10 protein-coding genes are annotated in these 15,654 nt (G+C 38.7%); 3 read left to right on the forward strand and 7 right to left on the reverse strand.

Features of this window, described 5'->3' with window-relative positions; genetic code table 11:
- Positions 1-480: 480 nt before the first annotated feature.
- From HDC90_RS20685 to HDC90_RS20715, 7 genes are all read right to left on the reverse strand, one after another.
- Entirely contained in the window at positions 481-1,629 is a 1,149-nt protein-coding gene (locus HDC90_RS20685; protein ID WP_184469779.1) for a TlpA disulfide reductase family protein, read from the reverse strand.
- Positions 1,630-1,634: 5 nt separating this feature from the next.
- Positions 1,635-3,260: a S41 family peptidase gene (locus HDC90_RS20690; RefSeq protein WP_184469781.1), complete on the reverse strand. Its 1,626-nt coding sequence runs from the start codon at positions 3,258-3,260 to the stop codon at positions 1,635-1,637.
- Between the two features lie 140 nt (positions 3,261-3,400).
- Positions 3,401-5,389, reverse strand: coding sequence for a TlpA disulfide reductase family protein (locus HDC90_RS20695; protein ID WP_184469783.1), 1,989 nt, complete (start codon positions 5,387-5,389; stop codon positions 3,401-3,403).
- A gap of 11 nt (positions 5,390-5,400) precedes the next feature.
- On the reverse strand, positions 5,401-6,771 hold the full coding sequence (locus tag HDC90_RS20700) for a RagB/SusD family nutrient uptake outer membrane protein (RefSeq protein ID WP_184469785.1): 1,371 nt from the start codon (positions 6,769-6,771) through the stop codon (positions 5,401-5,403).
- A gap of 5 nt (positions 6,772-6,776) precedes the next feature.
- Positions 6,777-10,274: a SusC/RagA family TonB-linked outer membrane protein gene (locus HDC90_RS20705; protein WP_184469787.1), complete on the reverse strand. Its 3,498-nt coding sequence runs from the start codon at positions 10,272-10,274 to the stop codon at positions 6,777-6,779.
- Between the two features lie 239 nt (positions 10,275-10,513).
- The gene (locus tag HDC90_RS20710; protein WP_184469789.1) at positions 10,514-11,695 is read right to left on the reverse strand and encodes a FecR family protein; all 1,182 of its coding nucleotides are present in this window, start codon (positions 11,693-11,695) and stop codon (positions 10,514-10,516) included.
- A 101-nt stretch (positions 11,696-11,796) separates the two neighbouring features.
- Positions 11,797-12,375: an RNA polymerase sigma factor gene (locus HDC90_RS20715; RefSeq protein ID WP_184469791.1), complete on the reverse strand. Its 579-nt coding sequence runs from the start codon at positions 12,373-12,375 to the stop codon at positions 11,797-11,799.
- 706 nt (positions 12,376-13,081) lie between these two features.
- Between HDC90_RS20715 and HDC90_RS20720 the strand changes: the two genes are divergently transcribed.
- The 3 genes from HDC90_RS20720 to HDC90_RS20730 are packed head-to-tail and all read left to right on the forward strand — an operon-like array spanning position 13,082 to position 15,627.
- A complete protein-coding gene (locus HDC90_RS20720) occupies positions 13,082-13,555 on the forward strand; it encodes a hypothetical protein (protein WP_184469793.1) in 474 nt (157 codons plus the stop codon).
- On the forward strand, positions 13,545-14,813 hold the full coding sequence (locus tag HDC90_RS20725; protein ID WP_184469795.1) for an XRE family transcriptional regulator: 1,269 nt from the start codon (positions 13,545-13,547) through the stop codon (positions 14,811-14,813). The genes HDC90_RS20720 and HDC90_RS20725 overlap by 11 nt, the downstream gene beginning before the upstream one ends.
- Before the next feature lie 10 nt (positions 14,814-14,823).
- Positions 14,824-15,627, forward strand: a complete 804-nt coding sequence (locus HDC90_RS20730; RefSeq protein WP_184469797.1) for a hypothetical protein — start codon at positions 14,824-14,826, stop codon at positions 15,625-15,627.
- Positions 15,628-15,654 lie beyond the last annotated feature (27 nt).

Raw genomic sequence — 15,654 nt, forward strand, 5'->3', positions numbered from 1 at the left:
CGAGGCCATCCATTGTAGCCAGCCTTGCTGCAACCAATTGGCTATTCCAAAAAGTTGTTAACACCTCAACTTTGCAATAAAAATGAAACTAACCACTAATAAATCACAATTGTGAGCACGAAAATTACCAATTTAACGCGGCTTTCAATAGCAGCCAAAATAAGCTCCCCTACTATTCCTCTTTATTTCTTCCGAAGAATTTTAAGGCTGAAAGCAGAACTAAAAGAATTTCAAACAATCCATTACCTGTAAAACCCGGTCTATCCGAAGGTGATGCTTGTATCAGACTGAAACGCATAACGTGATTGTACAATCACGTTATGCGGTATAGAGCAAAAATGACACATTATTGGTTCGATCTTCTAGGAAAAGGGCAAATCTTAGATTTGGAAAATTGAACCAGAAATGCGAATCACGCAGCACACCTATTAATCTGATAAACAGCGCTTAGCGCATAAAATCATCACTAACTAAAAGAGCCTATTTAGATTTTTGATCAAATATCTCTTTGATTTTCACATCTAAAGCCTCGCCTCTCAAATATTTAGCTATAATTTTTCCATTTGGATCGATTAAAAAATTCATAGGGATAGCTTTAACTTCGTATTTAGCTGCAGCCTCATTTTCCCACCCTTTTAAATCGCTAACCTGTTTCCAAGTCAATTTATCATCAGCTATTGCTTTAATCCATTTAGCTTTATCAGCAGCCTTATCAAGTGAAACGCCCAAAATTTCAAATCCTTTTGATTTGTATTGCTCATAAACCTTAACCAAGTTAGGATTCTCTCTACGGCATGGAGCACACCATGAAGCCCAGAAATCAACTAAAACATATTTTCCGTGGTAATCAGAAAGTTTAACCATTTTACCATCAACATCTGGTTGGGCAAAATCCTGCGCCCCTACGCCTTCCTGGGTCTTCTTGAAAGTGGCGATGCGTAAGCCAACTTCTTTACCAAAATAAGAATCTCTTAATTTGGGACTAATGGTCAGGTATACTTTTTCCATTTCAATCGCGTCAAAACCTGGAGCCAGGGTTGAATTTAAAACCATCAGCGACATGAAACTATTGGGATTTTTTTTCACATAGCCAATCTTTGCATCAAAAATTTCTTTTTCTACTTCCCTTGCCCGTTTATCCAAATCCAGAATAACGTCTTTATCCTGTTTTTTGACTTCAGGCATGTCTTGGTATTCTTTATTTAAAGCTTGTAGTTTAGCATAAATGGGATGTAGGAAATCATCAACCCGACGACTTTCTTCCGTCTGCGTTGATCCTTTCACTACAGCGTTTTTTAAAGAATCTTTGCCGGTAATGGTGATGTCTTCATTGTCAAGAATTAAATTCAAACCATCTATTTTGATCCGTTTACCCGGAATCTCAACTGCGTCATCATGTTTTAAACGCAATGTAGCTTCCATGGGCGACGGAGCATTTCCTTTGAAGGTAAAACTCCCGTTCACCAGAGGTACCGAATCTAGTACCTGCTTGCCATCTCTGGTGGTCAGTAAAAAAGCTTTTGCGGGTTTGCCCAGTTTACCAATCTGGCCTTTAATGGTATATCCTTTTTGTGCGGAAGCAGCAAAAGCGCTCATTAGCATAATTGCCGATAACAATATTTTTTTCATAGTTTCTATTTTTTTGAAGTTTTAGGTGATGTATTTTTCTGTGGTTTGGCAGATAAAAACCGGTTATAAACGTTTTGGGCATTTAAAATAGATAATGCCGTTGTAAATGCATTGCTCGCTTCATTTCGAACGCGAAGTGCATAGCTTTTACCAACATACAGCATATCGGCCATTTCGGCTTTTACTTCGACTGCAATAGTTTTTCTAGCTACCTGATCCGTTATTGGAGGTAATTTACCACCCTGTTTAGCTGCAGCGGTCATAATTTGATCAATCATTTTATCTTCAACATTGAAAGATGCATTGAAAGCATCAAAACCTGAATATTTATTGATTAAAGCCTGGCGATTTTGTTGTACCTCATTAAAGGCTGCCTGCGTAACCCTGCCGCTGCTCATCAGCCTGTTTAACCATCCGCTGTAAAGTGCGGTATCAATTGGGATAAACTTATCGGGCATAATACCGCCGCCGCCATATACCACCCTTTTATTGGTAAGCGTGATATGTTTTAACGAATCGGGAAAATTGATGTGTCCGCCCTCTGTAAGTTCCCCAGATGCCATGCGCCTGTTAAAATCTTCAAAATAATCGGTTTTACCTTTAGCATAAGGCTTTTGGATAGATCTGCCTGAAGGCGTATAATACCTCGCTGCGGTTAAACGGATTACCGAGCCATCGCTCATTGGCAAACCTTTTTGCATTAATCCTTTCCCAAAACTTCTCCTACCCACTACAACGGCCCTGTCCCAATCTTGTAATGCACCGGTTAATATTTCGCTTGATGAGGCGGTCGATTCATCAATCAGCACCACAAGATCACCGCTCATGAACTGGCCATAACCTCCGGTTAAGTAATGATCTTTAACACCAGTATTGGTTACCGAATAAAAGACCATTTTTTCTGCGGGTAAAAATTCATCGGCCACGCCAATAGCAGCGTCTACAAGGCCACCTCCATTTGATTGTAAATCAAGAATCAATTTAGTCATGCCTAAAGCCTTTAATTTTTTAAGGGCTGCATCCATTTCTCTTCTTGTAGACTGGCTAAAAACAGCCAGTGAAATATAGCCTACATTTTTACTTACCATGTAACTGGTATTAATAGAGAGTTCGGCAATTTGTTCCCTCAACACATTAAATTCAAGCGGTGTAGGCTGCAACTTGCGGATAACGCCTAACTTAACGGCCTTTCCTTTTTCGCCACGCAGCATCCGCATCACGTCTTGGTTTTTCAAGCTCTTACCAAAAATAGAGGCACCGTCAATCGCATTAATCCGGTCGCCTACCTGCAAGCCTGCCCTTGCTGCCGGTCCATCAGCATTGATACCAGTTATAAAGGTACTATCGGCCACCATTGCAAATGAAATACCGATGCCAGCAAAACTGCCGGTCATTTGCTCATTCATGGCTTCTACTTCTTCACGGCTGATATAACTTGAATGTGGATCGAGGCTGCTTAACATCGCTTTGATGGCCGCATCGACAACCTGTTCGTCATTTACCGGATCTACATAATTATCCTGAATGAGTTTAAGTGCATCCTGCAATTTTATTTTTGGATTCATTTGTGCCTGAGCAGACGCGATAATAAAAAAAGCGAGTAAACAGGACACTATGGTATTTTTTTTCATCTGTATAAATTTGTTTTCAATAGTGATGAAGCTATCAGATTTTTCACACGTGGTTTATTTTCTTTAGTGTTCAAGAACTCGCAAGCTCGGTTTATTCATCCCACTATCAGGTTTGAAAAATCATGATGGTTTCATTTGATTTATTTTTCTGCTCTTAATATTTCTATTGCTGTCGACAACTCGTCTCTTAACTGGCTTGGACTACCTGAATAACCTTCTGAACTGTACCGAACCAAGCCATTTTTAATAATAATCTTACGGGGAATCGCCGATGACTTGAATAATGGTGTCAGGCTTCTAAATACCTGATCCTGCTCGCCCTTCGCTCCTACCGCATCATGCAAAAGATTGAAACGGTAATTATTATCCCGTATATACTTAACAGACTTCGTTTTATAATCACCAAACTGCATGGTACCGATCATGTATATGGCAACTTTTGGATCTTTTGCATATTGGTCAACCAGAAGTTGCATACCCGGGAAAGCTTCAATGCATGGTCTGCACCATGTTGCCCAGAAGTCGATCACCACAATCTGATTCGCCCAATCTTTAGAACTCACCGTTTTGCCATCGGCATTTTCCAAACTAAATGGAATGAGCGGGTAGTTGACCATATTCGCCATTACATGTGCCCTCATTTCATTTTTCTTATCTGATGGCGTTAAACCAGCAAGATACTGCTCATAGCCATCTTCTTTACCGCCATGCTCGCTTTTATAAAGCTCCTTAAGTTTGGTAAACATGATTGGTGTTACTGCATTGGCGGCCACACTAAACTCTAATAATGGCTTAATTGCTTTAGTATCGTTCAGTTTTTCCAAAATGTTGACATGCATCTCATTTAAATCTGCATTTCCGATAGACCCTTTTTCCGATAAATATTTGAAGTATTGGTTCGCTGCTGCATAATCACCCTGGGCATTTGCAAGGGAGATGTGCGTAAATAAACGATCATCCATTTGATTATCTGCATTTTGCTGTGCTTTATCCACATCATCACCAAAATCAACTAAATAGGATTTATCCTTTTGTCTTTCAAGCAGATAAGGAATTATAATGTTGCTAAATTTATAAAGCAATTTCTGATCGCCTCTCCGCGACATTTGCGACCGGGTGATGTTCCAACGGTAGATTTCGTTGGCAGTTTTAAAATCAATATCCTTATAGAGCCCTAAAAATTTTTCATTTAGTCCGCCGTCAAAGTATTGTGTCGCCAGGTTTCTGAATATAGTATAGTAAATAAATGACTGATTGTCTGGTGACTTCTTCCATTCTATATATGGAAAAGCCTTGAGAAAATTTTCAGCACCTGTTTCGAAATCTTTTCCGGATTTTCCTTCAGTATTTTTTCTGTAGGCTAAAAACCTGGCTGTGCTGCTTTTAGGGTAATCTCTAAAAATAAGTGATTCCACTGCTGCAGAACCATTTTCATTTTTCAACTTTTCGTAATAACGTTGTGCCTGTGCCAAAAACTGCTCGTTAAGTTTCCCATTTTTGAGCTCGCCCTTTAACAGGTTATCGGCCATTACACTGAACTCAGAAGCAGGCATAGTGAGCTGCTTAAGTTCTAAATAATTGAACAAAAGTGATCTTGGTATGCGTTTAGAAAGATTTTCTTCCTTTTGCAGCAAAGAGTCAATCATCTTTTGATCTCTGGAAGGACTGACGAAGCTGTTCAACATCAAATTGCCGGCTATACCTGCCCTCAAACCAGCTTCTGCCAAATACGTACCTGGAACTATTTGCCTCTTCGTATTTAGAACCTGATGGTAATAGCCTTTACCATTCTGATTGTCAAACGCTTCAGGATTCCGAATATCACCCTGATAAAATTTTAAAGCGATAAACACGGCATGATCCGGAAGTTGATAGTTTCCTGACCATATATCGTTCTTTTTCGCTAACTGAACCGGAACGGTGCTCCATTTGCTACCACTGTATACTGCCGCGAGTGCTTTTGGCTCGTCACTAAATTCGAGGTCGCCACCTTTCGGTTGGTATTGAAAGCTAATTTTCTGGTTTTGGTATAGTACCCCCGGCTGCCAGTTTAACGTTTGTGCAGCTAACTGCTGCCCAAAAAAAGGGCAAAGCAGTAGCATACATTTTTTAAAAAAATGTTTTCTCATGGATTGATTTTCTATCTAGGGTTTTGCTGCAATTCGGGGTTCAACAGAATGTATTTATCTCCGATAGGATACAAGTAAAGATTGCTATTTGGCTGTAAAGTATAATCTACGCCCTTAAAATTGCGGCTTTTAGTCAATGCAAAATCACTATCGAGGTTAAGTCGCTTCTGATCAAACCAACGCATACCGGTTCCAAAGAATTCCCTTCGCTTTTCTTCTATTACTATACGTAGCGCATCATTGGCATCGGCTGCTGTTAAAGGTGTATAGTTAGCGGTTGTAAAACGTTTAATTCTTAAATTATTTACCAGCGTCATGGCATCAGTTGTATTTCCGGCACGAGCCAGGCATTCCGCTTTAATCAACATCATTTCCGGCACTGTCGGCCCATTATTAATTACAAACTCGTTAATTAAGTATCTGCAAGATGCCCTTCCAGTAAATGATGTACTAAATTGTCCGCCGAAGCGGCTCCTCACATCTGTAAAAAGCTTATATCGTAGATCCGTCGTTCCCAAAGAATTCAATAAATCATTACTTATCGAAATGGCCGGTAAAGCTACGTTAGCAATTTTCGAAAATATGATTTCGGGATTCGATAGTCTTACCGGTATGGTACCAGCTGCGTTCTCGTAAGCTTTCAGATCCAGCAAGCCATTTTGTAATGCCAAAGCACTATCGGCATATAAGGCGGCATTATTAAAATCGCGCATACTTAAATATGTTTTTGCAAAAACGGCATAAGCAGAAACCTTAGCCGGACGCACATTATAATCAGCAACGGCAGGTAAACGGCTTATCGATATTCTCAGGTCTTTCAGTATTTGTGTGTAAACCTCGGCAACCGGAGCCCTGTTAAGCTTGGCGTATAAATTTGGTGTGGTAAGCAATGGAACGCCTAAGTCGGTAGCAGCAGTTGTACCATTATACTGCTTGCCATACATGTTCACTAAAATAAGATAGGCATAAGCTCGATGAACCAAAGCTTCGGCATAGATTTTTTGTTTCTCAGCTTCAGTACCGTTCTGAGAGGCAAGAACACCATCTAATACCTGGTTACATACATATATTGTTTTATACTGTTTTTCCCAGTCGCCATCACTTTGCGATTCGGAAGTATATTTTGGTGCCCAGGTGTAAACGTTACTCAGAATGTCACCAAGGGTATTTTGCCTCGTGGCATCCATAATTTCTGTATCATCACCTGATAAAATCGGGTAGGAAAAAGTACCTTCCAGAACATTATTATTATTCATGGTATTCCTAAAATCTGACGTATATTTTAATGTTCTGATTGAAAGCTGATCAATCTCCACGTATTTTCTGCAGCTTGCCAAAGTAATTGCTAAGGCAAACAATATAATTGAATATTTATTTTTCATGTTGATTACAGGGTTGCATTAATTCCAAAAACATAACTTGGCGTAGGTGTTACGCTACCAAAATTTCCTGTATTGATAAATTCAGGATCTATACCATCTTTGTTTGCGCGCCAAACAATTCCCAGGTTGCGCACATTTGCCGATAGTGACAAAGATTTCACAAAGTTGCGGGGCAGGAAGCGTTGCGGAACGATATACGACAAAGAAATTTGCTGAAAACGGATGTTATCTGCTTTTCTTACCAATGCATCAGAAAAACGATAACGGTTTATACTGTTAAAATTTACTCCCGTGATTCCTGGTACATCTGTTATGGCCTCATCACCAGGCTTTCTCCAGCGATCAGCCAGTTCGCCCTGACGACCAAGCACGCCTGAATATGCACCTTCAAAAGTTGGATAATTAGTAATTGCATTTTTTAAGAAAACGTGTCCGAAATAACCTGTAAACCTAAGGCCCAATTCTAACTGACCATATTTAAAATTATGATTAAAACCAGCGGTATAAGGCGCATACCTATTTCCAACGTAAACCAAATCTTCTTTAGTGAAGGCAGTGGTGAGGTTGGTTGTGTTATTGATGATATTATTGTTGCGATCGTAAATTTGTGATTGGCCTTTGTTATCTAATCCCGCCCAACGGTAAACATACAGCGAGCCTAATGGCATACCTTCTATGTTGGTTAATGCTCCGGCGATATTACTGGCATTATTTACATAACGTTGATCTGTAACTGTATTGGTGGTATAGCCAAAATTTAAAATCGATTTCCAGCTGAATCGTCCTGCTCTTATCAATTCGCCATTTAGGGAGAATTCATAACCATGGCCACTCAAAGTTCCGCTGTTGAACGATAAGGTAGACCAGCCGTAGGTGGCATTATAAGGGAAGGATGCCAAAATGCCGACTGTTCTTTTCGTATACACATCAACACTTCCATTTAGCCGTCCTTTTAAAATGCCGAAGTCGATACCCAGGTTAGCCATTTTTGTGATTTCCCAGCCCAAATCCGAATTGGCCGGAGTTTCGATATTGGCCACAGGCTGGCCAGTTCTGATATCGGTACCAGAAACATTAATAATGGGCACATTTGTACCGGCTTGAGGTACCACTCCACTGGTTCCTAAAGTTGCACGGACACTAAATGCATCTAACCAATTTAAATCCTGTAAAAATTCTTCTTTATTAGCGTTCCATCTTAAGCCAACTGACCAGAATGGCCTGGCTCTCTTACTCCTATCCAGTCCCAATAAAGTATAATCATCAAAACGGACACTACCAGTAACAAAGTATTTATCCTGGTAACTGTATGATGCATTACTATAATACGATAAATACCGCTTACGGTAAGCAATCAAATTGCCTAAATTGGCACCTAACGATCGGCTGTAACCATCGAAGGTGGGATACTGCTGAGTTGGATTAACAGTAGCAATTGTACGCGTATCGGCATTGTAACCATATCTGGTTTCAGATGTACCATCAGAATTGGTTTCTCTAATTTCGGCACCAGCAATGGCATTGAACTGGTGTTTACCAGCAATCGTAAAATCTGAATTTAACTGTCCGCGCAATGACATTTCTGATGAAGTACTCTCGTAAGTGATGTAACGCCCGCCATAGAGAAATGTATTTGTGGCTTTACTATTAGGGGGAGTATATGTATTTATCAATATCCTTCCTGCATAGCTATCTAAGTCATCAAGCGTATAAGAGTTACCGAACTGACGTTGATTAGATATCGAAACATCGGCATTTAGCCATTTCGCGATTTTACCATTTAAACCAGCACTCATTCTAAGTACATTATTTTTGGTGATAGAATTTGAATAATTCAATTCATCAAGCGTATTGTAGGTAAAGGGTAAATAACCTTGCCCCACCATTTTATTGGCTAAAACATCGGTAATGATAATATTTCTGCCGATGCTGTTGCCATTTTCGTCCTGCAATAAATCATAAGGGCGCAGTGCCGTAGTGCTTACTGATAGTGCATTCACTGCGGCAGCATTATATTGTGATTTAGAATATTGATAATTAAACAGCGCCCTTAAAGTTATTTTTTTATTAAAAAAATCGGTCGACGTATTGGCATTTACAAAGGCATTTTCACCATAATTGCTTTTAAATATTGGGTTATCCTTGGTATAATTTCCAGAAATATAATAGGTACTGCTTTCAGAACCGCCTGAATAAGAAAGGTTATACTGGTGGTTAGTAGCATTCTGAAGTAAATATTTTTCGATCTGTGCCATGCCATCTCTCGATGCAATTTCTGCTAATGCCGCATCACGCTGCGCAGCAGTTGCGGTACCGCGTTTAACCCTAAACATCCATTCTGTAGCCTCACTATTATTTGGGGTATAAATTTGATTCACAGGTAATGCTGTTAAAGGATCAACCAGAAAACCTTTATCAACCATTTCTCTTTCCAGATCAATGTATTGCGCACTATTCATCCAGTGCAAATCGGCAATAGAAGGATTTTTTGATATACCAAAAAGATAGCTTACGTTTAGTGAAGGTGCAATTTTTTTACCTTTTTTGGTCTCAATAACGATTACCCCATTTGCCGCTCTTGAGCCCCAAATAGAGGTAGCAGAGGCATCTTTTAAGAAAGTAATTTGCTCAATATCAGCCATATTGATATTACTGATCACTGAATTACCAAATGTATTGCCACTCACGGGTGAGGTTAAGGTTGCACGGTCACTAGGATTCATTAAAGGAAACCCATCAAGAACAATTAAAGGAATTCCACTGCCTGCTCCATAATTATTTACCCCTCTAATTTGTACGCTATTGCCCTTGATATCGAACTTCACGCCCGCTACCTGCCCTTCCAGGCGTTCCATAATGTTTACAGCGGGGTTAGCTGCAAGTTCTTTACCAGTAATGACTGAATAGGCGCCTGCAGCACGCTCCTTACTTATTTTCTGATATCCGTTTGAGACCACCGATACTTCCTCCAGCACGGCTGAAGACTGTCGGAGTGTAACATAATAAGTAATCGTCTTCCGGTCAACGAAAATTTCCTCGCCTTTAAAGCCCAGGTAACTAATTTGCAAAACATAACCATTGGCAGGCACATCATTAATCACTAAGTCTCCGTTTTTGCCGGTGGTGTACATCTTATTGATTGTTTTGTTGTAAACATTGGCTCCGGAAAGTGGCCTGCCTGAGGAATCCCTTACCGTAACCTTTACATCAACGGCCTTAATAATATCAGCCAGTTTATCAGTCACGCTCTTTTCTTTAATTACAATGGTTTTACCATCAAGCGAAAAAGTAAGGGCCTGGTTATTTAATGATTTTTGAATGGCCTCAAATACACTAACCTGATTTACATTAATAGAAACAGGTTTAGCATCCAGGATAATGTTGAGGTCATAAATAATGTCGTAACCGCTCTGTTTACGTATCTCTTTCAGCACGCGTTCCAATGACGCATTTTTTTCAACAATGGAAACTTTTTGTGCCATTGTTGATGCACTGATTTGCATGAACGTTAAAAGAAGAATCGCAGCAGTTAGTCGCATAACGAGTAGCAGTTTTCGGAACTGCCGGTTAAGCATCCCGAGTGAAGTAAAATTTTTATACATTTGTTTGTTTGGTTATTGCATTCGGCCCGGGCTTCGAAATCAGGTCCTTATGCAGTTATTAGTTGATTAATTATTGTCGACTACCAATTATCCAGGGGTGCCGCCAAGCACTTCTGGTTTTTTTTGGAATCGTTTTTAATTTATTTAGATACGATTACCCTCCTTCCTTCAAGTTTAAAATGTACTTTTCCTGTTAACTGAATATGGTTGAGTACTTCTGAAATATTGGTGCCTCTCGACATCCAACCGCCCAGCATTAAATTTTCTGGTGCAGTTTCTTCATAAACTATTTCTACATCATACCATCGGGCTACTTTTCTCATAGCGCTACGTAAATCTTCTCTAAATACAAACGCTCCATTTTTCCAGGCAACCGCCATTTCAGTATCTGCCTCTTGTACCTGTATGTTTTGATTACTCAGCTTTGCCAGCTGACCTGGTTTAAGCAATGTGGTTTTGTTATCATTTAAAGTAACACTTACACTCCCTTTAAGTAAAGTAGTTTTAATAAAAGGCTCATCGGCATAGGCATTGATATTGAAATGCGTTCCCAGCACCTGCACCTTTTCTGATTGGGCATTGTTTCTAATAACTGATACAGAGAAAGGCACTCTCCCTTTAGCTCCCTCTATATGCGCAACTTCAAAATATCCTTCGCCAGTTAAGACTACGTTTCTTCCACTTGCTGCAAAAGCTGTCGGATATTTTAAAGATGATCCTGAATTTAGCCAAACTTTTGACCCATCAGGCAGGATAATAGTATATTGTCCACCAATAGGTGTAGTAATGGTATTAAACCCAACACTTTTACCTTTTGCATTTGATACCTTATAAACCAAAGTTCCCTCTGAAGATTTTGTAATTTCAATTCCAGCGTCGGTTGCAATTTTTCCAACAGCATCCTTATTTAAATCAATTACCCTACCATCAGATAAAGTTAATGTTGCCTGATCAGTACCGGCAGGCAGATCATATTTTTTTTCGATGACAAACCGATCTGGAGTGGTATCGTGATTTTTAAACACCAGGTAACCTATTCCAGCGATCAATAATATGCTTGCGGCAATTCCTATCGAAATCATTCTTTTATATGGTCTATTCAGCTTTTGAACTATAGGTAATTCCACTTCGGTTTGTGAAGCATTAGAAAGAATTTTATTCCAGATTTTCGCTTCTAACTTTTCATATTCTATTGGTGAATCAACCGATTTATTTTCTTCAGCTTTTAACAAATACCAGGTTTCTAACTGGGCATTCTGTTTGTTATTAAGTTTATTATGCAGATAGTCTCTGATAAATTTACTTACAGTTTGTTTGTTCATTTTATTATAGGTAGTATAATAGTAATGACAGGTAGCTCAATACAATGTTGTATTCAACATTAAAAAAAAGTTACTTTTTTATTAATTAATTGAAAATGGAGCTATAACGAGATAAAAAAAGAAGGCAAATGATTGCCAAATTTGGTTCGCAATGTAGAAATCGCCTTGTTCATCTGCGTTTTAACAGTGAGCTCAGAAATGTCCATGATGCCGGCAATTTCTTTATAGGAAAGATTTTGCTTTCGTTTTAATTCGAAAACCTCACGCATCCGTGGAGGGAGTTTCTCAATTTCTTCTTCAATTAGTTTACTTAGAATGCGTTCTCTGATGAGGTGATCGGTAATTTCCTGTGCCTGATCTAAAAATTGACCGAGATCTGTTAAATAAGTATGATGCACCTGATTTTTACTAAAAAAATTCAAGATTGCATTTCTGGTAGAAACATAAAGATATGCACCAATTGAAGTGTCAGCTGGCAATTGAGGTGCTTTCTGCCATAATTTTGTAAACACCTCCTGAACTACATCCTCGCTCTCGTCCTCTTCTTTGAGCATTCTAAGGGCATGTTTATATAGTAATGGCCAATACCTGCTGTAAATTTCTGAAAAAGCTTTATTATCCCGATCTATTAATAGCGAAAGTAATTTTTCATCATTATATGTGGCATAATCAGGAATCATCAACAAGTAAAAGTATAACTTATTGCCTACATTTAAAAATAAACAACCCGAGACCTAGAGCATGTCTTTTGATGGACAATTTTTCCAACGCTATGCCGGTGATAACTTATTAATGATCAAAAAAGAAAGGGTTGCTCTTTTTGGAGCAACCCTTTTGAAAAACGGACTTGAATCCGATTAGTACGGTTGAGCAGGAATACTTTGAACACTTAGAACGGTTTTTACAGCTTATAGAGCCTATAATTGAGGATTTGGAGAGAAAAAAATTCATTTAAAAATTAAAATGTTTCAAATCTTCTCAAGACAGGATTAGCCTTGAGAGGATTACTTTAGAACTAAAAAGTTGGCAAATATGAAAAATTTTATTTTTGGTTTTTAGATAGAAAAATCAATCTGGATTGCTCCATCTCGCCAAAAATAATTTCACCATAATAGCTAAATATTCAGTCAACCAAAAGACAGAGCGAAATTTAGTAAGCAGGTCAGATAATTTGATTTGTCAGATCATTAGCTTAAAACTTTATCCTCCCTAAGAAATTTCATATAGCTCGCTCAATCCAATCGCCAATATGTAAATCTCGTTTAGTTCTCAGATCTATAAATTCTCTTAGGCCGGATAAGAAGTTAAAAAACTCAGTCAAAATAATAGTTTGGTTTATAAGACTTTAAATTATATCTTTACAACACAACAAAATAATTGTGTTAAATGATTCCAGATTTTATTGATGATCAAAATTTGTTATGGCCCATACTCCCCCCTGGAATTTGGGATGCAGATATTGAAGAGGTTAAAACACGATTTGCACTAAACCCCAAAAGGCTTATGCTTTTTGAAGGGCTCTATCGCGGTGCAAAAAATCTTTTTCAGGCAGGTTGCTTAGAAATATTCTTAGATGGAAGTTATGTAACAGCTAAGCCTATACCAAGTGATTATGAAGTGTGCTGGAATGCAGAATTTGTCGATGCCGACCAAATCGACTATGTTTTTTTTGATTTCTCTCTGGACAGATACAACCAAAAGAAAAAATATCATGGTGAATATTTCCCTGATTTTCAAACTGAACGAAAATCAGGTATGCCATTTTTGGAATTTTTCCAATATGACAAACCAAGTGGAAGTAGGAAAGGAATAATAAGGATCAAAAATTTTTTAAAAGACGGGAGGCAAAATGATAACTAATGACAGGCAGCACAAAATTACCAAGGCTAGATTGGATGAATTTAAACATGCTCTTGATTTTCATCTATCTTCTAGCCCACAACATGAAAACGTGCATCCAAAAATAATAAAGGCTTATCAAGACAGCATAGAGACTCAAATCTCAGAATTGGAAAACGAGATATTCGAATATGAAGAGCTGAAAGCTGGAAATATATTGATCACAGAAATAAGGGATTTAAAGGAACTTCCTTTGATGCTCATCAAAGCAAGGATAGCCAACGGGATGACCCAGCTAAAGTTGGCAGAAAAATTGGGTATGAAAATGCAACAAATCCAGCGCTACGAATCGGAAAACTACGGATCTGTAAGCTTAAAAACTCTCATCAGGATTGCTGACAGCCTTCAGGTTGTTATCAACGGAGATGTTCAACTAAAACCGATTGATGCACCGGAATTTTTAGATCTTAAAAAATATCCATTCAAACAGATGTTCGAGAGGAATTGGTTTAACAATCTAAACACTTCAACACTGAATGACGCGGTAAAAAATTCTGCCCAACTTATCAGTAGTCTTCTCGAAAATGCAGGACTTAGCACCTTTAAATATAGCTTTAACAAAAGGACTCAAGGTAAAGAGAAAAATATTAATGAGCATGCACTAAACGCATGGTATGCCCGCATTCTGATCAAGGCAAAAGACCAGAAGCCCCAAACAGTGTTCAACAGAGATGACCTCAGCAATAGCTGGCTTAGAGAGCTTGCAAAATTAAGCCAACATGAAAATGGCCCTCAACTCGCCAGTGAATATCTTCAAAATAGTGGAATTAGGTTTATTATTGAACCGGCACTGCAAGGTACGCTATTAGATGGGGCAGCTTTATTATTGGACGACTTATCTCCAGTAATAGCGCTTACACTACGGTATGATAGATTAGATAACTTCTGGTTTGTTCTATTCCATGAAATTGCGCACATCATTCTTCATCTTCATGGAGAACTGGATGTAATATTTGATGACCTCGATCAAAAGCTCGATGGTATAGAAGCAGAAGCCGACGCTTACGCACTTAACGCGCTGATTCCTGATGAAACGTGGCGCAAATCACTAGTACGCTTTAGCCCGACCGATGAAATCATCAAGAACCAGGCCACTAAACTTGAAATTAGCCCTGCTCTGGTTGCCGGCCGGATAAGAAGGGAAACAGGCAATTATACAAAGTTTAACAATCTGATTGGCCTCAACAAAGTTCGTAAAAATTTTAGCGACCAATATTAAACCTTTGAAGATGAAAGAAAACGATAAATTCTACTTGCCAATTTTAAAATCGAAGTCTGGGGAGTTTACCGCACTATCTAAGCTTGATGCGTATACCAGAAAACGGATTATCCCATTGCTCGAAATTACTCCTATGGAATGGGATCATACCTTTAAAACCAAACCAACAACTATTGAAGAACACCTGATAAAGTTCAGTCAGAAAATAACTAAATTCTGGGCATTAGATGAATGTTTTATAGATACTACACTTCTTACCGGTCAAATGATTGATAAAACTTCGTGTCTTGAATTTATATTTAGCCGGTTATCCTCTAGCACTTTATTCGATATAAAAGCTATCCCAGTTATTGAGGTAAGTACACAAGATGATGTAATCATTGGGGTCAAAAACATATTGACCCAACATAAGATTGGGCAAGCAGGGCTAAGAATCACTCTGAATGCCCTTACAAATCCGAAATTCAAAGGCATGGTTGACGAACTTCTTGGAAAAATTATGGTTACTGCAGCCTCAATTCATGTAATACTTGATTTAAAGAATTCTGATTTCACCCAGACTGAGGATTACTCTGACGCCATTATCGCCTCTTTAGAAGATTTCCCCTATTTTAAAGAATGGAAAACATTTTCGATATGTGGTGGAGCATTCCCGAGCTCAGAATTGATACACAAAAACGAAAATATAATACCCCGCTATGATTGGAAACTCTTTCAAGCCATTTGTAAAAAATTAGAATGTGAATTGTGTATTTCAATGAAAGTGACCCCTCTGTTTCGGGCCAAACTGGCCACCAATTTGATTACCGGATGATGCGTATCTAGTTCCTTTCCCTCCGAA

The organism is Pedobacter sp. AK013 (assembly GCF_014205835.1).
Taxonomy (GTDB): domain Bacteria; phylum Bacteroidota; class Bacteroidia; order Sphingobacteriales; family Sphingobacteriaceae; genus Pedobacter.